Annotated in this window: 19 protein-coding genes and 1 tRNA gene; 14 read left to right on the top strand and 6 right to left on the bottom strand. The window is 66.5% G+C overall.

The window, feature by feature from the left end; genetic code table 11:
* Together BU124_RS05565 and BU124_RS05570 are read left to right on the top strand one after the other, a co-directional pair.
* The coding region (locus BU124_RS05565) for an adenosylhomocysteinase (protein ID WP_143529899.1) at positions 1-344 on the top strand (344 nt) is incomplete at its 5' end.
* Positions 345-481: 137 nt separating this feature from the next.
* Positions 482-823, top strand: coding sequence for a DUF2853 family protein (locus BU124_RS05570; protein WP_084861502.1), 342 nt, complete (start codon positions 482-484; stop codon positions 821-823).
* A 284-nt stretch (positions 824-1,107) separates the two neighbouring features.
* Here BU124_RS05570 and BU124_RS05575 read toward each other — a convergent pair whose 3' ends face one another.
* Genes BU124_RS05575 through tsaD form a run of 4 tightly spaced genes read right to left on the bottom strand, consistent with a single transcriptional unit; the run spans position 1,108 to position 3,857 of the window.
* Positions 1,108-1,530, bottom strand: a complete 423-nt coding sequence (locus tag BU124_RS05575) for an EVE domain-containing protein (protein ID WP_084861504.1) — start codon at positions 1,528-1,530, stop codon at positions 1,108-1,110.
* On the bottom strand, positions 1,530-1,802 hold the full coding sequence (locus tag BU124_RS05580) for a YciI family protein (protein ID WP_084861506.1): 273 nt from the start codon (positions 1,800-1,802) through the stop codon (positions 1,530-1,532). Before BU124_RS05580 ends, BU124_RS05575 begins: the two co-directional genes overlap by 1 nt.
* A gap of 1 nt (position 1,803) precedes the next feature.
* Positions 1,804-2,766 (bottom strand): NAD(P)H-dependent glycerol-3-phosphate dehydrogenase, encoded by a 963-nt coding sequence (locus BU124_RS05585; protein WP_084861508.1) that lies wholly within the window; start codon positions 2,764-2,766, stop codon positions 1,804-1,806.
* Positions 2,763-3,857 carry a tRNA (adenosine(37)-N6)-threonylcarbamoyltransferase complex transferase subunit TsaD gene (gene tsaD / locus BU124_RS05590; RefSeq protein WP_084861511.1) on the bottom strand — a complete coding sequence of 365 codons (1,095 nt, stop codon included), beginning with the start codon at positions 3,855-3,857 and terminating at the stop codon, positions 2,763-2,765. Before tsaD ends, BU124_RS05585 begins: the two co-directional genes overlap by 4 nt.
* Positions 3,858-3,929: 72 nt before the next feature.
* Here tsaD and BU124_RS05595 point away from each other — a divergent pair, with 72 nt between their 5' ends.
* From BU124_RS05595 to BU124_RS05635, 9 genes are all read left to right on the top strand, one after another.
* Positions 3,930-4,622, top strand: coding sequence for a uroporphyrinogen-III synthase (locus tag BU124_RS05595; protein WP_179141869.1), 693 nt, complete (start codon positions 3,930-3,932; stop codon positions 4,620-4,622).
* 171 nt (positions 4,623-4,793) lie between these two features.
* Complete coding sequence (locus BU124_RS05600) at positions 4,794-6,251, top strand: COG4223 family protein (protein WP_179141870.1); 1,458 nt, start codon at positions 4,794-4,796, stop codon at positions 6,249-6,251.
* Between the two features lie 10 nt (positions 6,252-6,261).
* Positions 6,262-7,728 carry a heme biosynthesis protein HemY gene (locus tag BU124_RS05605; protein ID WP_084861518.1) on the top strand — a complete coding sequence of 489 codons (1,467 nt, stop codon included), beginning with the start codon at positions 6,262-6,264 and terminating at the stop codon, positions 7,726-7,728.
* Positions 7,729-7,770: 42 nt separating this feature from the next.
* Positions 7,771-7,846: transfer RNA gene (locus BU124_RS05610), tRNA-Thr, on the top strand.
* A 179-nt stretch (positions 7,847-8,025) separates the two neighbouring features.
* Complete coding sequence (locus BU124_RS05615) at positions 8,026-8,472, top strand: c-type cytochrome (RefSeq protein ID WP_084861520.1); 447 nt, start codon at positions 8,026-8,028, stop codon at positions 8,470-8,472.
* Positions 8,473-8,628: 156 nt separating this feature from the next.
* A complete protein-coding gene (locus tag BU124_RS05620; RefSeq protein WP_084861522.1) occupies positions 8,629-9,252 on the top strand; it encodes a CDP-alcohol phosphatidyltransferase family protein in 624 nt (207 codons plus the stop codon).
* Entirely contained in the window at positions 9,249-10,448 is a 1,200-nt protein-coding gene (locus BU124_RS05625; RefSeq protein WP_084861525.1) for an ABC transporter substrate-binding protein, read from the top strand. The genes BU124_RS05620 and BU124_RS05625 overlap by 4 nt, the downstream gene beginning before the upstream one ends.
* Positions 10,449-10,485: 37 nt before the next feature.
* Positions 10,486-12,126 (top strand): ABC transporter permease, encoded by a 1,641-nt coding sequence (locus tag BU124_RS05630; RefSeq protein ID WP_084861960.1) that lies wholly within the window; start codon positions 10,486-10,488, stop codon positions 12,124-12,126.
* Complete coding sequence (locus tag BU124_RS05635; protein WP_084861527.1) at positions 12,119-12,754, top strand: ATP-binding cassette domain-containing protein; 636 nt, start codon at positions 12,119-12,121, stop codon at positions 12,752-12,754. The genes BU124_RS05630 and BU124_RS05635 overlap by 8 nt, the downstream gene beginning before the upstream one ends.
* A gap of 3 nt (positions 12,755-12,757) precedes the next feature.
* On the opposite strand, the gene msrA is transcribed toward BU124_RS05635, so the two are convergent.
* Together msrA and msrB are read right to left on the bottom strand one after the other, a co-directional pair.
* Positions 12,758-13,267, bottom strand: coding sequence for a peptide-methionine (S)-S-oxide reductase MsrA (gene msrA / locus BU124_RS05640; RefSeq protein ID WP_084861530.1), 510 nt, complete (start codon positions 13,265-13,267; stop codon positions 12,758-12,760).
* The gene (gene msrB, locus BU124_RS05645) at positions 13,267-13,713 is read right to left on the bottom strand and encodes a peptide-methionine (R)-S-oxide reductase MsrB (RefSeq protein ID WP_084861532.1); all 447 of its coding nucleotides are present in this window, start codon (positions 13,711-13,713) and stop codon (positions 13,267-13,269) included. Before msrB ends, msrA begins: the two co-directional genes overlap by 1 nt.
* A 171-nt stretch (positions 13,714-13,884) precedes the next feature.
* On the opposite strand from msrB, the gene BU124_RS05650 reads away from it, so the two are divergent.
* The 3 genes from BU124_RS05650 (at position 13,885) to flgK (ending at position 17,570) form a co-directional block, all read left to right on the top strand.
* Positions 13,885-14,697 carry a flagellar motor protein MotB gene (locus BU124_RS05650; RefSeq protein WP_084861534.1) on the top strand — a complete coding sequence of 271 codons (813 nt, stop codon included), beginning with the start codon at positions 13,885-13,887 and terminating at the stop codon, positions 14,695-14,697.
* A gap of 107 nt (positions 14,698-14,804) precedes the next feature.
* Entirely contained in the window at positions 14,805-16,103 is a 1,299-nt protein-coding gene (locus tag BU124_RS05655) for a flagellar hook protein FlgE (RefSeq protein ID WP_084861536.1), read from the top strand.
* A 21-nt stretch (positions 16,104-16,124) separates the two neighbouring features.
* Complete coding sequence (gene flgK, locus BU124_RS05660) at positions 16,125-17,570, top strand: flagellar hook-associated protein FlgK (protein WP_084861538.1); 1,446 nt, start codon at positions 16,125-16,127, stop codon at positions 17,568-17,570.
* The last annotated feature ends 1 nt before the right edge of the window (position 17,571 follow it).

Raw genomic sequence — 17,571 nt, forward strand, 5'->3', positions numbered from 1 at the left:
CCAACATCAAGGAGCAGGTGGACATGATCGAGATGCCCTCGGGCAACCGCATCCTGCTGCTGTCCGAAGGCCGCCTGCTGAACCTGGGCAATGCCACCGGCCACCCCTCCTTCGTGATGTCTGCGTCCTTCACCAACCAGGTGCTGGCCCAGATCGAGCTGTGGACCAACGGCGACGACTACGCCCCCGGCGTCTACATCCTGCCCAAGCACCTAGACGAGAAGGTCGCCCGCCTGCACCTCGAGCGCATCGGCGTCAAGCTCTCCACCCTCGACCCCGACCAGGCCGCATACATCGGCGTCAAACCCGAGGGACCCTTCAAACCCGAACACTACAGGTATTGAGGGGGCACGGTACCGGGCCTGACCCCGGCTTTTGCGCTTTGTACCTGTCGAAACTGCCGCTATCGTCCGAATGACACCAGTTCTTGGGGCTTGGGTCGCAAGTGACCAGTGAACGATCGGCAAGCGAGGAGACAGACATGGGAAAGCGTGACGACCTGATCGCACAATATGCAGATGATCTGCGCAACAAATGCGGGATGACCCCCGACATGGACCTTCTGACCAAGGTTACCATCGGGTGCGGGCCATCGATCTACAACGCGGACTCCGCGACCGTGGCGGCGACACAGCAGGGCGAACTGGACACCGTGAAAAACAATTTCCTCGTCAAGAAGCTCGGCCTGTCGGACGGTCCGCAACTGATGGATGCGATCAATGCGGTTCTGGATACCTACGGCCGGTCCGAGCGCAACAAGTACCGTGCCGTGGTCTATTACATGCTGGTCAAGCATTTTGGCAAGGAAGCCGTCTACGCCTGAGGCGTGTCCGTGACAGCGGGCAGATCTGCCAGGTCCGGTGTAGCGCATTTGATAGGAATGCGAGAGGTTTTGGCTTTGCGCTCTCCGGCCGGACGCGGATATAACGGTAACAAGGCCAGGATGGCCCGGACCAGTTTCGAATACGCGTGTGGTGGCTATGGGAGCACGCGGGTGACGGAAAGGGTCCGGGCGATTGTCCGGGCCCTTTCTGCTCTTTCGACAGCCAGCCCGCACCGCGGCCAGCGCGAACCGGGGCCGACCGTGACGCGTGCGGAATGGCCGGGTCAGTCCGGGTCCGTCTCGCCCAGCGCGCAGATGATCCGCCATTCGTCTTCGGTGACGGGCTGTACCGACAGGCGCGCGTTCTTCACCAGGATCATGCCGGACAGGCGCGGATCGGCCTTTATCCGGTCGAGCGACACCGGCGTCTCGAATGGTCGTACCGCCTTGATATCCACGCAATCCCAGCGGGGATCTTCTGTTGTGCTATCGGGGTGCGCTTCGGCAATGACCTCGACGATACCGACGATGCGTTTCTCGTTGACGGAGTGGTAGAAGAAACCGCGGTCGCCCACGGACATCTCGCGCATCACATTGCGGGCCTGGTAGTTGCGCACGCCGTCCCATTCCTCGCCCGCGTCGCCCTTTGCCACCTGATCGTCCCAGCCCCAGGTGTTCGGTTCCGATTTGAACAGCCAGTAGCGCATCAGCCGATCACCTTCTTCCAGGGCATGGCGGTGACGCTGTCAAACAACCCGGCTCGGGCGTAGGGGTCGGCGTCGGCCCAGGCCCGCGCCTCGGCGCCGGATTCGACCGACAGGATGACGAGGCTGCCGCACATCTCGTCCTCGTCCGACAGCAGAGGGCCGGCCATTTCGACGACGCCGGTCTCCGCGACATAGGCGAGATGGGCCTCGCGGTTTGCCTTGCGGACGTCGAGGTGGCCGGGTTTGTCGTGGCAGATCAGGGCATATAGCATGTTATTCTTCCTTCAGGGGGCGGGTCAGGAGTGTCTCCAAGGCCTTGTCAGGGTCCATTCGGCCGGTTGTCAGCCCCTCGACAACGGTCGAAATCGGCAGGTCGAGTGCCAGTTTCCCGGCCAGCCGGATCAGCGCGCTGGCGGTTGCGGCACCTTCGACCGTTGTGTCCGCATTGAACCGTTCGCCAGCCCCTATGGCGCGACCATAGCGGAAATTCCGGGACTTGTCCGAGGTGCAGGTCAGCGCCAGGTCGCCGAATCCGGACAGACCGGCCAGTGTCTCGGGCCGGGCGCCAAGCGCCGCACCAAGGCGCTGCATTTCGGCAAAGCCGCGGGTCATCAGGGCCGCGCGCGCGCTTTCGCCGTAGCCGGCCCCGATGCAGACGCCGCAGGCGATGGCGATGACATTCTTCAGGGCGCCGCCGAGTTCGGCGCCCACGATATCGGTCGTGCGATAGAGCCGAAGGACAGGTGTCGAGAGCGTGGTCTGGAGCGATTCACCGGTTTCCGGCGCGGCACAGGCCAGGGTGAGTGCCGTCGGCAACTGGTGTGCGATATCGATCGCGAAGCTGGGGCCGGTCAGGACCGCCGGGGTGGCATCGGGGACGCTCTCGGTGATCTGGGCGGCAGTGCCGCGGAGGGTCTCCAGATCAATGCCCTTGCAGCAGGACACGAGCCGCTTGCCAGTCAGTTCACGCCGGTAGTCGGTCAGCCAGCCCCGAAGCCGTTGCGCGGGCACGGTGACGAGGATGGTATCGGACACGGCCAGCGCGGTAGGGTCTGCCGTGACAGCCACATTGATCGGCAGGGCCACGCCCCGCAGGCGACGGGTGTTCTCGAGGATGCGGGTCATCTCGGCGGCCTGCCCGGCATCGCGCGCCCAGAGGGTGACCGGCCCGTTCGACGACAGCGCCACGGCCAGCGCGGTTCCGAAGGCTCCTGCCCCGGCGACGGCGATGCTCATGCCTTGGCCCCCTTCTTGCCACTCCCAAGAAGGCCCGGGCTGTGCGCGTCCAGCGGCCAGCGCGGGCGCGCGGACAGGGTCATGTCGTCGCTTTCACCCGAGGCGTGGCGCAACAGACCAGCATAGGCGATCATGGCGGCGTTATCGGTGCACAGCGCCAGGGGCGGGGCGGTGAACTCAAGACCCATGTCGGCGCAAACCGTCTCCAGTCCGGCCCGAATGGCCCCATTGGCGGCCACGCCCCCGGCCACGGAGAAACGCGACAGCGCCGGGTCCAGCGATCGGGCCACCGTGACCGCCCGGCGCGTTTTCTGGACTAGCACATCGGCGATGGCAGCCTGGAAACTCGCCGCGAGATCGGCTTGGTCGCGTGCCGTCAGGCCACCCTTGTCCTGCATAATGTCATCGCGGGCGCGCAGTATCGCGGTCTTGAGGCCGGAAAAAGACATGTTGCAATCGTCCCGGTCCAGAAGCGGCCGGGGCAGCCCGACCCCTGCCGGGTCGCCTGCCGTCGCGACGGCCTCGATGGCAGGCCCGCCAGGTTGGGCCAGCCCCAGAAGGCGCGCAGCCTTGTCGAAGGCTTCGCCGGGGGCGTCGTCAATCGTGCCGCCGAGGCGTGTGTAATTATCGTGATCGCGCACCAGCAGAAACTGGCAATGGCCCCCGGACACCAGCAGCATCAGGTAGGGAAAGGGCAAACCGTCGGTAAGCTGCGGGGTCAGCGCGTGCCCGGCCAGATGATTGACACCGAGCAGGGAAAGCCCCGTCGCGGCGGCCAGCCCCTTGGCGCACATGACGCCCGACAGGACTCCGCCGATCAGCCCAGGGCCTGCCGTGACGGCGATGGCGTCCAGGTCGCCCAGGGTCACTCCGGCCGCAGACAGGGACTGTTCCACCATTATATCCAGTTTTTCGGCATGGGCGCGTGCGGCGATTTCGGGCACGACGCCGCCAAATCCCGCGTGCAGATCGACCTGGCCCGAGACGACGGATGACGCCACCGCGGCCTGTCCCGGCACCCCCCGCACGATGGCTGCCGCCGTGTCGTCGCAGCTGCTTTCGATGCCCAGGATGGTCAGGGGGGTGATCATGGCTCGCCCGGTTGCGCTGAATAGCGTCGGAAGTAACACTCGGGGCATGATCCGACAATGGCCGGGGGGCGCATGGCGCGGGACGCACCGACACTCTTGTTGACCCGGCCCGAGGCAGCGGCGCAGGACTTCCTGCGTGCGCTTCCCGCTGAGATTGAAGTGCGATACAGGGTGATCATCAGCCCGCTTTTCGATTACGCGCCGGTCAACCATGCGCCCATCGACCGGGACGCCGACGTTGTCCTGACATCCGCCGCCGCTGTGCCCCATGCAGGGCCAGGCGCCGGGCGCGCGGCCTGGTGCGTAGGTGACCGTACCGCCATGGCCGCGCGAGAGGCGGGATTCGAGACGCGGAATGCCCGCGGCGATGCCGAAGCCCTTGTGGCACTGATCTTGGCCAAAAGGCCAGCGGAGCCGCTGGTGCATGTCCGTGGCGCGGACAGTCGGGGCCAAATCCGCGACCGGCTCGCGGCCGCCGGTGTGACCTGCGAGGAACGGATCGTCTACGAGAAAGTGCCGCGGGACCTGACACCGCCGGCCCGGGCCGCCCTGATGGGCAGGGAGACGGTGGTGCTTCCGCTGTTTTCGCCGGAAACCGCGCGCATTCTTGCTCAGCAGGGTCCCTTTTCGGCGCCGCCTATTGTTGTTGCCATGAGCGGGGCCGTCGCCGAAGCGGCGCGACCGTTGGACGCGGATCGAGTCGAGGTCGCGGACACACCCGACCTGGCCGGAATGGTCCAGGGCGTGGCAAAGCTCGACGCTTGAGGCCCGACGAGTCGCAGGATAGGCTGACATTCGGTTTGATGGCCGGTTGGAACAGGGATTTGGGTGGCTAAGGTGGCGAAATCGTCCAAGAAGAAATCGGAAAATGCGCAATCGCGGACTCCCGAATCGCAGGATGCGGATGCGTCGCATGCGGATGCGCAGACCGGCCCGGTGTCATCGGCGACGGACAACGACGCCCCCCCCGAGGCGATCGAGGACGCCGAGATCGTTGAGCAAACGCCCCCGGACAGCGGTTCGAACGACGCGGCCGACGATGGGCCGGTCAGTACCGGGAAATCAGAACCCGCCTCGGTGACCGACGACGTGCCGGAGGCTGCGCCGGTTCCGCCGCACGTCGATCCCATGTCCGACGACAACGCGCCCGATACCGAAACGGCCAAAGAAAACACGCCGAACGACGCCATGCGAGAGGACGTCTCGCCCGTCGAAGACACGTCTGACGTCGCGCCCGACGGAGACCCGCCCGAGGAAGACATCCCCAACGATCCGGTGCCTGCGCGTTCGGCGGCGTCGCAACATGCCTCACAGCCCGCCTCGGCGACGCCCGAGCAACCCGCCAGGCGGCGCGGGGGGTTCGTTCCGCTGTTGATCGGTGGACTGGCCGCCGGGGGCATCGGCTACGGGGTCGAGACCTACCTTGACCGGCAAGCCGAGAAGGGCCCCGACCTTGCGGCCCTGATCGAGGATCAATCCGAACGAATGGATGCCCTTGGTGCCGAGATCGACGCGATCCCGCCCAACCCTGACCTTGCACCATTGCAGGATCGCCTCGACGGGCTGGAGCAGGACCTGACCCGACGGATCGACGCCGCCGAGTCTGACCTGACGGAGCGGATCGATATGGTCGAGTCCGACCTCACAGAGCGGATCGACGGACTGGATGAGCGCCTGACACAGGTCGAAAAGCGTCCGCAAAGCGATGGCACGCTGAGTGACAGCGCCATGGCGGCCTACGAACGCGAACTCGACGCGCTGCGCGCCGAACTTGCCACGCAACGAGACCAGCTTGCCACGCAGCGAGACGAAGTGACCGCCATCGCCGAACAAGCGGCCGAGGACCTGAAAGCGGCCCGGGCCGAGGCCGAACAGCTCGAGCAGCAGGCCGTAGAGGAGGCACGCGCCGCGGCCGGACGGGCGGCCCTGAACCGCCTGCGCGTTGCCGTGTCGGCCGGGGACCCCTTCGAGGATCTTCTGGGTGATCTGACAGAGGTGGCCGGCGAATTGCCGAAATCCCTGACGGAGGTGGCCGAGACCGGTGTTGCGGAGCGGGCCACGCTCGAAGAGGAATTCGACTCGGCCGCACGGGCCGCCCTCGCCGCTGCGAGGGAGGAAGGCGTTGCCGGGGAAACCGGCGGGCTGGGGACCTTCCTGCGCCAGCAGTTCGACGTTCGCTCGACCCAGCCCCGCGCGGGCGACGACCCGGATGCCGTGCTCTCAAGGGCCGAGGCGGCGGTCGAGGAAGATCGGCTGTCCGATGCCCTGGACGAGATCGCCGCCCTTCCCGAGGTGGCCCGCGCCGAAATGACCGGCTGGATAGCCAAGGCGAAGGCCCGCGCCGATGCCCTGGCCGCGATTGCCGACCTGTCCCAATCCCTGAACACAAACTGAGGCTGTCCCGATGCTCTGGTCCCTAGTGAAGATTCTGGCCTTTGTGGTCCTGGTGACGGCCCTGACCTACGGTGGCGTCCTGTTGATGGAGGTGCCCGGCGAGGTCGTCATTGACGTCGCCGGCTTCGGCATGACGATGAGCGTTCTGGAACTGGTCGTGGTTCTGGGGCTGCTCGTCGCGCTTGTCTGGCTGGGCTTCAAGCTGGCCGGGTTCCTCGTGGCGTCGTTCAAGTTTCTCAACGGCGACGAGACCGCGATCTCGCGCTACTTCTCGCGCAACCGCGAGCGCAAGGGCTTCGAGGCCCTGTCGGAGGGGATGATGGCGCTCGCCTCGGGCGAGGGCAGGTTGGCGATGACCAAGGCCTCGCGGGCCGAGAAATATCTGGGCAAGCCGCATCTGACGAACCTTCTGACCGCACAGGCGGCCGAGATGGCCGGCGATCGAAAGGTCGCCGAACGCACGTATCGCAAGCTGCTGGAAGATGAACGCACCCGCTTTGTCGGCGTGCGCGGGATCATGAAGCAGAAACTCTCCGACGGCGACACGGACACGGCCATGAAGCTGGCCGAGAAGGCTTTCGCCCTAAAGCCGCGCCACGAGGAAACCCAGGACACGCTTCTGCGCCTGCAGGCCGAGACGGCCGATTGGCAAGGCGCGCGGACAACGCTGGGGGCCAAGCTCAAGACCGGGACCCTGCCGCGCGATGTCCACACGCGCCGCGATGCGGTCCTCGCCCTGTCGCAGGCAAGCGAAATGCTGGACGCGGGCGAAAAGGCCAAGGCGCAGGACACTGTTCTGGAAGCCAACCGTCTCGCGCCCGAACTGATCCCCGCCGCGGCCATGGCCGCCGAAGTGCATGTCGAGAAGGGCAATACCCGGGCCGCGGCACGGGTCGTCAAGAAAACCTGGGGCAGCTACCCGCACCCGGACCTTGCCCGCGCCTTCGCGGCCATCGTCCCTGACGAAAGCCCGCAGGCGCGCCTGAAACGGTTCAAGCCGCTGCTCAAGATCCGGCCCGAGGACCCCGAGAGCCGGATGCTTCTGGCCGAACTTCACATCGCGGCCGAGGATTTTCCCGAGGCCCGCCGGGCGCTGGGCGACCTGATCGAAAAAGACCCGACGGCCCGGAGCCTGACCCTGATGGCCGCGATCGAACGGGGCGAGGGCAAACCGGATACCGTGGTGCGCGGTTGGCTCACCAAGGCCCTGACGGCGCCGCGCGGCCCGCAGTGGATCTGCGACAAATGTCACACCATCCATGCTGACTGGGCACCGGTCTGCACGAATTGCAAGGCCTTCGACACGCTGGCATGGCGTCGTCCGCCCGTTGGCGAGGTCGCGATGCCCGGTGGCACCGAGATGCTGCCGCTGATCGTCGGCCAGCTCGATACCACGCCTTCGACACCCGCCGAGTCCGCCGAGGAGGCGGAACTGATCGAGGACAGGCAGGACGCCGGAGCAGAGGCGGAAAAATAGCCCTTTTCCTCGGTCGCGCGCCGGTGCTAAAGCACCTCCGTGGCCGCTGTAGCTCAGCTGGTAGAGCACGTCATTCGTAATGATGGGGTCGGGGGTTCGAGTCCCTTCAGCGGCACCACAGAGTCTTTACATGAAATGCCGGGGGCGCGACGGCCAGCCGGTTCAACTCCAGACAGCGCGGGTAAGGTAAGGAACGCGCGCCGGCTGATCTCACATTTTTGGGCTGGATCACCGTGCATTTCGGATTAGTCTGCCCTGACACGTCAAGTCGAACTGACCACCATACTAGGAGACGTCATGACAAGATTCGCAATCACGGCCGCCGCCATCATGCTCGCCGCACCGGCTTTCGCGCAGAGCGACGCCTCGGGCGATGCCGCTGCCGGGGAACAGGCCTTCAACCGCCAGTGTGTGACCTGCCACAATGTCGTCGATGACGAGGGCGAGGTGCTGGCCGGCCGGCCGAACATGCGCACCGGCCCCAATCTCTACGGCGTTGCCGGCCGCTCCATCGCGTCGATCGAGGATTTCCGCTACGGGCCGGGCATCTCGCAACTGGCCGAGACCGACATGGTCTGGACCGAAGAGAACTTCGTGGCCTATCTGCAGGACACCACCGGGTGGCTGCGCGAGGCGACCGGCGATGACCGGGCCCGGTCGCGCATGTCCTGGCGCGTGCGCAACCCCGAGGACGCCACGAACATCTATGCTTACCTTGCCAGCCTTGGCGGGGGCGCCGAATAAACGCCCGGTGCCTGATCGAGATAGACGGCCACGCTCCTGACAGCGTGGCCGTTTTTCGTTGCGCAAACACGACTTGCTCACGTTCGCGTCAAGCGGCGGGCCATCGGATTGTCACACGCGCCGGTTTTCGCGAGAAGACCTGAACGAGGAGTGCCCATGCTTGACGCCGCCGCCCGCAAACTGATCGACCCGCCGCTCAACGCGGTTGGCCGTCGTGTGGCCGGGCTGGGCGTGGGGGCCGATGCCGTCACACTGGCGGGGCTGGCGCTGGGCCTTTTCGCGGCCGCAATGATCGCGTCGGGTCAGCCGCTCTGGGCGCTGGCGCCGCTGCTCGCCTCGCGCATCGCGGACGGGCTGGACGGCGCGGTGGCGCGGGCCAGCCGCAAGACGGATTTTGGCGGTTACCTCGATATCGCCTGCGACTTCCTGTTCTACGGGGCCGTTCCGCTGGCCTTCGTCCTGCTCGACCCGGCGGCCAACGGCGTGGCCGGGGCGTTTCTGCTTACGGCCTTCTATTTCAACGGCACCAGTTTTCTCGGCTATGCCATCCTGGCCGAGAAACACGGGATCGCGACCTCGGCTCAGGGGGTCAAGTCGCTCTATTTCTCCAACGGGCTACTGGAGGGGACGGAAACCATCCTGTTCTTCGTCCTGCTGTGCCTGTTGCCCGGGGCCTTCGCCCCGCTGGCCTGGGTCTTCGGCGCCCTGTGCTTTGCCACCGCGGCGCTGCGCCTTCTCGCCGCGCGAACCGTTTTTTCCGCAACCGAGGATCATCCATGAAACACCTGCCGCTTGCCGTCGCCCTGTGCCTGCCGCTTGCCGCCGCCGCCACGCCCGACCCGTCGGACTGGGAGGCCGTCCTTGAAGAGGCCGAGGGCCAGACCGTCTTCTGGAACGCCTGGGGTGGATCGACCACCACCAACGACTTCATCGCCTGGGTAGGCGAGCGCGTGGCCGAGGACCACGGCGTGACGCTGGAACACGTCAAGCTGACCGACACCGCCGATGCCGTTACCCGCGTGGTCAGCGAAAAGCAGGCGGGCACGGACAGCGACGGCGCAATCGACCTCATCTGGATCAACGGCGCCAATTTCGCAGCCATGAAAGAGGCCGACCTGCTGTTCGGCCCCTTCGCCGAGCAGCTGCCGAACTGGCAATACGTCGACACCGAGGACAAGACCGTGCGTACCGATTTCACCGTGCCGACCGAGGGCTATGAAAGCCCCTGGGCCATGGCGCAGGTGGTCTTCATGTATGACACCGCCGATATCGACGCGCCGATGGGGTCGATGGAAGAGATCCTCGACTGGTCGCAGGCCAACCCCGGGCGGTTTACCTACCCCCAGCCGCCGGATTTTCTGGGCACGACCTTCCTGAAACAGGCGCTGGTCGATCTGACCGGCAACCCCGCGGCGCTGCAACAGCCCGTGGCCGAGGCCGACTACGACGCGGTCACAGCGCCGCTCTGGGCCTTTCTCGAGGAATTGACCCCGACGCTCTGGCGGCAGGGGCGCGCCTACCCGCAGACCGGCCCGGCGCAGTTGCAGCTGATCGCCGACGGCGAGATCGACATGGCCATCTCTTTCAGCCCGGGCGAGGCGACGGCAGCGATCGCCAACAACCAGTTGCCCGATACCGTGCGCACCTTGGTGCTCGACAAGGGCACCATCGGTAACGCCAGCTTTGTTGCGATCCCCTACAATTCAGGGTCGGCGGCCGGGGCCATGGTGGTGGCCAATTTCCTAATGTCGCCCGAGGCGCAGCTGCGCGCCCAGGACCCCGAGGTGCTAGGGTACGGCACGGTGCTGGACATGGACAAGCTGCCGTCGGACGACCGCGCGGCCTTCGAGGACCTCGACCTCGGCATCGCGACGCTGTCGCCGGCCGAACTTGGCAACGTGCAGGCCGAACCCCACCCCAGCTGGATGACACGCATCGCCGAGGACTGGGCGGCGCGCTACGGCACTGCGCAGTAGAGTGCTGCGCCATCTGCCCCTCCTGACGCTGGTCGTCATGATCGGGCCAGTGCTGGCCGGGCTGTGGGGGGCGCTGCTTCCTGCGCTGGGCCATCTGCCGGGGGCCGGGCTGACTGGCCCTTCCTTCGACGCGTTTCGCACGTTGCTGGCCTGGCCTGGCCTTGAACAGGCCCTGAGGCTGTCTGTGACGACCGGGGTTCTGGCGACGGCCCTGTCGCTGCTGATCGTGGTTCTGGTGACCGCCGGCTGGTCGGGCACGCGGGCTTTCGGCGCGTTGCAACGGGTCCTGGCCCCGATACTGTCGGTGCCGCACGCCGCGGCAGCCTTCGGCCTTGCCTTCCTGATCGCGCCCTCGGGCTGGCTCGCCCGGCTGACCTCGCCCTGGCTGACGGGCTGGGCGCGCCCGCCCGACCTTCTGGTCATTCAGGACCCGGCCGGGCTGGCGATGACAGCGGGCCTTGTTACCAAGGAGGTGCCGTTCCTGCTGTTGATGACACTTGCGGCCTTGGGACAGGTTCGGCAGGACCAGAGACTGCAAACCGCGCGCACGCTCGGATACGATAGAGTGACGGGCTGGCTCAAGTGCGTCTTTCCGGCCGTTTATCGGCAGATCCGGTTGCCGGTCTACGTGGTTCTGGCCTATTCCATGAGCGTCGTTGACGTGGCCATGATCCTCGGGCCGACGCGCCCGCCCAGCCTCTCCGTGCAGATCGTCAAGTGGATGGGCGACCCGGACCTGGCGATGCGGCTTGTCGCGGCCGCCGGGGCGCTGTTGCAGCTTGTGCTGGTCCTGTTGGCGCTCGGCCTCTGGCGGCTGGGCGAGGTGGGCGTCGCCCGGCTGGGCCGTAACTGGCTCGAGACGGGCCGGCGCGGGCGCCTCGACCCGGCCCTGCGCCTTGTCGGGATCGGGCTGGGCGCGCTGTCCGCGGCGGCGACCCTGCTCGCCCTGCTGGGGCTTGCGGTCTGGTCGGCCGCCGGGTTCTGGGCCTTTCCCGACGCCCTGCCCGACGCTTTCACAATGCGCAACTGGCACAGGCACGGCCCCGGTACGCTGGAAGCCGCGGCCGAGACCTTTCTGGTCGCCGGCGCTGCCACCGGCCTCGCGCTGGTGCTGGTGCTGGGCTGCCTGGAGGCCGAGCACCGCAGCGGCCGAACGTTGACCACGCGGGGGCTGTGGCTTCTCTACCTGCCGCTGCTGGTGCCGCAGACGGCCTTCCTGCCGGGCTTGCAGATCTTGCTTTTGTCGGTCGGGGCGGATGTCGGGCGCGGGCCGGTGATCCTGGCGCATCTCGTTTTCGTGCTGCCCTACGTCTTCCTATCGCTGGGCGATGCCTGGCGCGCCTGGGACCCGCGCAATGCGGTGGTGGCCGGAACACTGGGCGCGCCACCCTGGCGGGTCTTCTGGCAGGTGCGCCTGCCGATGCTGCTGCGCCCGATCCTGACCGCCGTCGCGGTGGGCGTGGCTGTCTCGGTCGGACAATATCTGCCCACGCTGCTGATCGGCGGGGGTCGTGTCGCCACCCTGACGACCGAGGCCGTGGCGCTCGCCTCGGGCGGCGACCGGCGGGCGATCGGGGTCTACGGGCTGATGCAGACACTTGCAGCGCTGCTGCCCTTTGCGCTGGCGACACTCCTGCCGGCCCTTGTCTGGCGCAACCGGCGGGGTTTGCATGTCTGACGTGCTGACGCTGGAGCAGGTTTGCATCACCGATGGCGGCCAGACGGTGATCGAGGCCGATTGCACCATCGCCCCCGGTGACGTGCTGACCATCATGGGGCCCTCGGGCGTGGGCAAATCCACGCTCCTGGCCTTTGTGACGGGCACCCTGAAACGCGCGTTCACGGCAACGGGGCGGGTCCTGCTGGATGGCGCGGATATCACCGCCTTGCCCCCGCACAGGCGCCAGGTCGGCATTCTCTATCAGGATGACATTCTGTTTCCCCACATGAGTGTCGGGCAGAACCTTGCCTTTGGCATGGCGCCAGGTGGCACACGCGCAGAGCGCCGAGCGGCCGTCTCAGCCGCGCTGGCTGAAATTGGTCTCGAGGGGTTTGCGCATCGGGACCCGGCCACGCTGTCGGGCGGTCAGGCTGCGCGGGTGCAATTGCTGCGCGTGTTGCTGTCGCAGCCCAGGGCGCTCTTGCTGGACGAAGCCTTTTCCCGGCTGGACACCGAGCGCCGGACACAGATCCGGCGGCTCGTCTTCGACATGGCCCGCGACCGCGACCTTCCGGTCCTGATGGTTACCCATGATGCCGAGGATGCGAAGGCCGCAGGCGGGCGGATCATCACCCTCGGCGACTAGGGTCTATTCCGCCGCGTCGCGCCGCGGCAGCACCCAGTCCGGGCGCGGGAAATGGCAGGTGTAGCCGTTCGGCACGCGTTCGAGGTAGTCTTGGTGGAACGGCTCCGCCTCCCAGAAATCGCCGACGGGCTCGACCTCGGTGACGACCTTGCCGGGCCAGCGCCCCGAGGCCTCGACGTCCTTGATGGTGTCCAGCGCGATTTCACGCTGACGGGCGTCGGTGTAATAGATGGCCGAGCGATAGCTCATCCCGACATCGTTGCCCTGCCGGTTTTTCGTGGTCGGATCGTGAATCTGGAAGAAGAATTCGAGGATCCGTCGATAACTCAGCGTGTCGGGGTCATAGATGATCTCGATACCCTCGGCGTGGGTGCCATGGTTGCGGTAGGTGGCATTGGAAACGTCGCCGCCGGTATAGCCGACGCGGGTCGAGATCACGCCGGGCATCTTGCGGATCAGGTCCTGCATGCCCCAGAAACATCCGCCCGCGAGGACGGCACGGTCTTGCGCCATCAGATATCCTCCACTTGGTCGATATAGGCACCGTAGCCCTCGGCCTCCATGTCGTCGCGATGGATGAACCGCAGCGCGGCGCCATTGATGCAGTAACGCAGACCACCCTCGCTGGCTGGCCCGTCGGGAAAGACATGGCCGAGGTGGCTGTCACCATGGGCCGAGCGCACCTCTGTGCGCACCATCCCGAGGCTGGTGTCGGTCAGCTCGGAGACATGCGCCGGCTCGATCGGCTTGGTGAAACTGGGCCAACCGCACCCCGACTCGTACTTGGCCGACGAGGCGAACAGCGGCTCGCCCGAGACGATGTCGACGTAGAGACCCGGTTCCTTGTTGTCCAGATACGGGCCGGTCCAGGGCCGTTCAGTGCCGTTTTCCTGCGTCACGCGATACTGTTCGGGCGAAAGCCGGGCGATGGCGTCGGGCGTCTTCTGATAATCGGTCATGGCCTTGTCTCCTTTGGGCGGAATATGGGGCTGTCACGACGAATTGCCAGAGGCCCCCACACGCGGCTGCGATCCACCGACGCCCGGCGCACTGGCACGTATCCGACCCATTAGGCCCTCCTTCATCTTTGTCCTGCTATCCCGGCCTCGGGTGAGAGAAAGGGTGAGGTCATGGGCGACAAGTCCAATGCGCCGGTCATCATCAAGCGCAAGAAGGTCGTCGCGGGCGGCGCACACCACGGCGGCGCCTGGAAGGTCGCCTATGCGGATTTCGTGACCGCCATGATGGCCTTCTTCCTGCTCATGTGGTTGCTGAACGCGACCACCGAACAGCAACGCAAGGGCATCGCGGATTATTTCTCGCCCACTGTTCCGGTCAATCGCGTGTCCGGCGGCGGGTCCGACATGTTCGGTGGTGACAGCATCATGTCGGACCAGGCGCTGGCCCGCAACGGGACCGGACAGGCCGTCGGCCTGCGCGTTCAGGGGCAGCAGTCCGCCGCCGAGAAAGCGGCCGAGGTTGCCGCCCTGCGCGAGGTCGAGCGCGAGCTCATGGGTGTGGGTGGCGAGAGCCTGCTCCAGATGGAGGCCCTGCGCCACGTCGTCACCCGCGTCACCGACGAGGGGCTGATCGTCGAAATTTTCGCGCGCGAAGGCGCACCGATCTTCAAGGGCAACACGCGCGAACCGACGCGCGTGATGGTGGAACTTCTCCAGGCCTTCGCCCCCGTTTTCGGCATGGTGCGCAACCCGATCGCCATCGACGGCCATGTCCGGACCCAGCCGCTGGTGCTTGCGGACAATCCTGTCTGGAACATCTCTGCCGGCCGTGCCGAGGCGGTGCGCGCGCGCCTCGTATCGTCCGGTCTGGACGAGGACCGGATGGCGCGCCTGACCGGCCATGCCGACCGTGAACCGGCAACGGCCCAAGGCTCGGCCATCCGCAACGACAGGATCGAGATCACGCTGCTGCGAAGCCCTTAGCACCAGGCAAACTGGCGCGCATTTTAGACGTTAGCCTGCCGTTAATCGCCCCGGCGGTAGACAAGGGCCAGACCGCATGTGCGTCTTGTGACAGAAAGGCCAAGAAGATGACAATCTCTTCCTCGCTCAACGCCGGTGTTGCCGGGTTGGCCGCAAATGCCAGCAAGTTGGCGACCATCTCGGACAATATCGCCAATTCGTCGACCTACGGGTACAAGCGCGCCGTGACGGATTTCCATTCCATGGTCATCGACAGCGGTCTCGGCAGCTACTCGGCGGGCGGTGTGCGGGCGACCACGCAGCGGCTCATCGACGAGCGCGGTCCGCTTGTCTCGACCGAGAATGCGACCGATCTGGCCGTGCGCGGCCGCGGCATGTTGCCGGTGTCCGATTCCTCTGCCATCAGTGCCGGTGGGGATCTTCCGTTCAAGCTCGCCTCGACGGGGTCCTTCCGCCCCGACGCCGACGGCTTTCTGACCACGTCCAGCGGGCTGACCCTGATGGGCTGGGCCGCGAACCCTGATGGGACGGTACCGACCTATCCCCGTGATACAACGGGCGGGCTGGAACCGGTTCAGATCAACTCGAACCAGTTCGTCGGCAATGCCACCACCGAGGTCGACCTTGCGGTGAACCTGCCGGCCACCGAGACGCAGGCCGGCGCGTCCGGGGCTACGCAGGACCTCTCGGTCGAGTATTTCGACAACCTCGGCAAATCCGAGAGCCTGTCGATCACCTTCAATCCCACGGTGCCCGGCTCCGGGGCGTCCAACGAATGGACGATGGTGGTTGAAGACAGCGCCTCGGGCGGCGCGGTTGTCGGGGAATACACCCTGACATTCGACGACACGCGCGGGCAGGGGGGCCGGTTGCTCTCCGTTGCCAGCGTCAGTGGCGGGCCCTACGACCCGGCCAACGGCACCGTCCAGGTGGGGGCCAACGGCGGCCCCATCGATATCGACATCGGCACGCTGGGCGACCCCGGCGGGCTGACCCAGCTTTCTGATTCCTTCGCGCCGGTCTCGATCTCCAAGAACGGCTCGCCGGTCGGCAACATGACCTCGGTCGAGGTCGACCCGAATGGCAATGTCCGCGCCTCGTTCGACAACGGCATGTCCCGGCTGATCTACAAGGTACCCCTCGCGGATGTGCCCAATCCTAACGGGCTGCAGACACAGGACAACCAGAGCTACACTGTCACGCCCGACAGCGGGTCCTTCTTCCTGTGGGATGCGGGCGATGGACCCACTGGTGACGTGGTCAGTTTCGCCCGCGAGGAGTCGGCCACCGACGTGGCCGGCGAACTGACCCAGCTGATCCAGACCCAGCGGGCCTATTCCTCGAACGCCAAGGTCATCCAGACGGTCGACGAGATGCTGCAGGAAACGACGAACATCAAACGGTAACCCGATGACGGAGGCCGCGGCATGAGCCTGTCACACACCCTGTCCAACGCGGTTGGCGGCCTGACGGCCGCAAGCCGGCTTGCCGAAGTCGTCTCCTCGAACGTGTCCAACGCCATGACCGACGGGTATGGCCGCCGGCAACTGGACCTGAACGCCGCATCCATCGGTGGCCGCGGGGCTGGTGTGCAGATCGGCGGGGTGACGCGCGTGGTCGACAAGGGGCTGATCGGCGACCGCCGCCTGGCCGATGCCGCCGCCGCGGGCGCGCAAGCCGGCGTCGACATGCAGGCCAAGCTGGAAAAGATCGTCGGCGCGCCGGGCCAGGCGGACGCGCTCGCCAGCCGTGTGACGGCGCTGGAACAGTCGCTCGTCGATGCCGCAACCGACCCCGCGTCCCCCCTGCGCCTCAACGCCGTGCTGACCCGGGCGCAGGATCTCGCCGGGGCGCTCAACACGGCCTCGGACAACGTGCAGACACTGCGAGCGAAGGCTGATTCCGATATCGCGTTGCAGGTGGATCAACTGAACACCGCCCTCGAACGGATCGAGCGTCTGAACGGCGATATCACAGACAGTTTCACCGCCGGGGCCGACCCCTCGGGGTTGATGGATCAACGCCAGAAGATCGTCGACCAGATCTCCGGCATCGTGCCGATTCGCGAGCTGGCGCGTCCAGACGGCCGTATCGCGTTGATGACACCCGACGGCGAGATGCTCGTCGATGGCCCCGCCAAACGTTTTGCGTTCACGCCGACGCCCGTCATCACCGCCGACATGACCCATGCGGGTGGCGGCCTCGTCGGCATTTCCGTCGATGGCCAGGCCATCGCCCCCGACGGCCTCGGCAAGCTGGCCGGTGGCAGTCTCGGTGCCGCGTTCACAGCGCGCGACGATACTCTGGCGGCGGCACAGGACAAGCTCGACAGCGCAGCTGCCCACCTCATCGAACGGATGCAGGACGCGTCAGTCGATCCGACCCTTGGGCCGACGGATGCGGGCCTCTTCACCGATGCCGGGAGCCGCCTCGACCCTACGAACACCACAGGGCTGGCGGGACGGATCGAGGTGAACGCCGCTGTGGACACGGCCCGCGGCGGCGATACCTGGCGCCTGCGCGACGGTCTGCGCGCATCCGCGCCCGGCGCGGCCGGCGACAGCTCGCTCCTGCTGGCCACCGGTGCCGCCCTCTCGACGGGCCAGTCCCTGGGCGCCGAGGGGCCGGCTCGCAGCCTTGCGGGCCATTTCGCCGACATCCAGTCGGACATCGGGCAGGCCCGCCTGCAGGCCGACGAGGACCTCGGCTTCGCCAATGCCCGCCAGGCGGCCTTGTCCGAGGCCGAGGCGGCCACGGGTGTCGATACAGATCACGAAATGCAGACACTTCTACGCGTCGAACAGGCCTATGCCGCGAACGCGCGGCTGGTCCAGACCGTCGAAACCATGCTCGACCGCCTGATGGAGCTTTGAA

It is taken from the genome of Salibaculum halophilum, from assembly GCF_002094885.1.
GTDB classification, from domain to species: Bacteria; Pseudomonadota; Alphaproteobacteria; order Rhodobacterales; family Rhodobacteraceae; genus Salibaculum; species Salibaculum halophilum.

Coding starts and splice junctions, on each gene's coding strand:
- BU124_RS05595 (WP_179141869.1), top strand. CDS start 3,930: ATGGCGCGGGACGCACCGACACTCTTGTTGACCCGGCCCGAGGCAGCG.
- BU124_RS05575 (WP_084861504.1), bottom strand. CDS start 1,530: ATGCGCTACTGGCTGTTCAAATCGGAACCGAACACCTGGGGCTGGGAC.
- BU124_RS05635 (WP_084861527.1), top strand. CDS start 12,119: ATGTCTGACGTGCTGACGCTGGAGCAGGTTTGCATCACCGATGGCGGC.
- flgK (WP_084861538.1), top strand. CDS start 16,125: ATGAGCCTGTCACACACCCTGTCCAACGCGGTTGGCGGCCTGACGGCC.
- tsaD (WP_084861511.1), bottom strand. CDS start 3,857: ATGATCACCCCCCTGACCATCCTGGGCATCGAAAGCAGCTGCGACGAC.
- BU124_RS05615 (WP_084861520.1), top strand. CDS start 8,026: ATGACAAGATTCGCAATCACGGCCGCCGCCATCATGCTCGCCGCACCG.
- msrB (WP_084861532.1), bottom strand. CDS start 13,713: ATGACCGATTATCAGAAGACGCCCGACGCCATCGCCCGGCTTTCGCCC.
- BU124_RS05655 (WP_084861536.1), top strand. CDS start 14,805: ATGACAATCTCTTCCTCGCTCAACGCCGGTGTTGCCGGGTTGGCCGCA.
- BU124_RS05570 (WP_084861502.1), top strand. CDS start 482: ATGGGAAAGCGTGACGACCTGATCGCACAATATGCAGATGATCTGCGC.
- BU124_RS05650 (WP_084861534.1), top strand. CDS start 13,885: ATGGGCGACAAGTCCAATGCGCCGGTCATCATCAAGCGCAAGAAGGTC.
- BU124_RS05585 (WP_084861508.1), bottom strand. CDS start 2,766: ATGAGCATCGCCGTCGCCGGGGCAGGAGCCTTCGGAACCGCGCTGGCC.
- BU124_RS05630 (WP_084861960.1), top strand. CDS start 10,486: ATGATCGGGCCAGTGCTGGCCGGGCTGTGGGGGGCGCTGCTTCCTGCG.
- BU124_RS05580 (WP_084861506.1), bottom strand. CDS start 1,802: ATGCTATATGCCCTGATCTGCCACGACAAACCCGGCCACCTCGACGTC.
- BU124_RS05605 (WP_084861518.1), top strand. CDS start 6,262: ATGCTCTGGTCCCTAGTGAAGATTCTGGCCTTTGTGGTCCTGGTGACG.
- BU124_RS05620 (WP_084861522.1), top strand. CDS start 8,629: ATGCTTGACGCCGCCGCCCGCAAACTGATCGACCCGCCGCTCAACGCG.
- BU124_RS05625 (WP_084861525.1), top strand. CDS start 9,249: ATGAAACACCTGCCGCTTGCCGTCGCCCTGTGCCTGCCGCTTGCCGCC.
- msrA (WP_084861530.1), bottom strand. CDS start 13,267: ATGGCGCAAGACCGTGCCGTCCTCGCGGGCGGATGTTTCTGGGGCATG.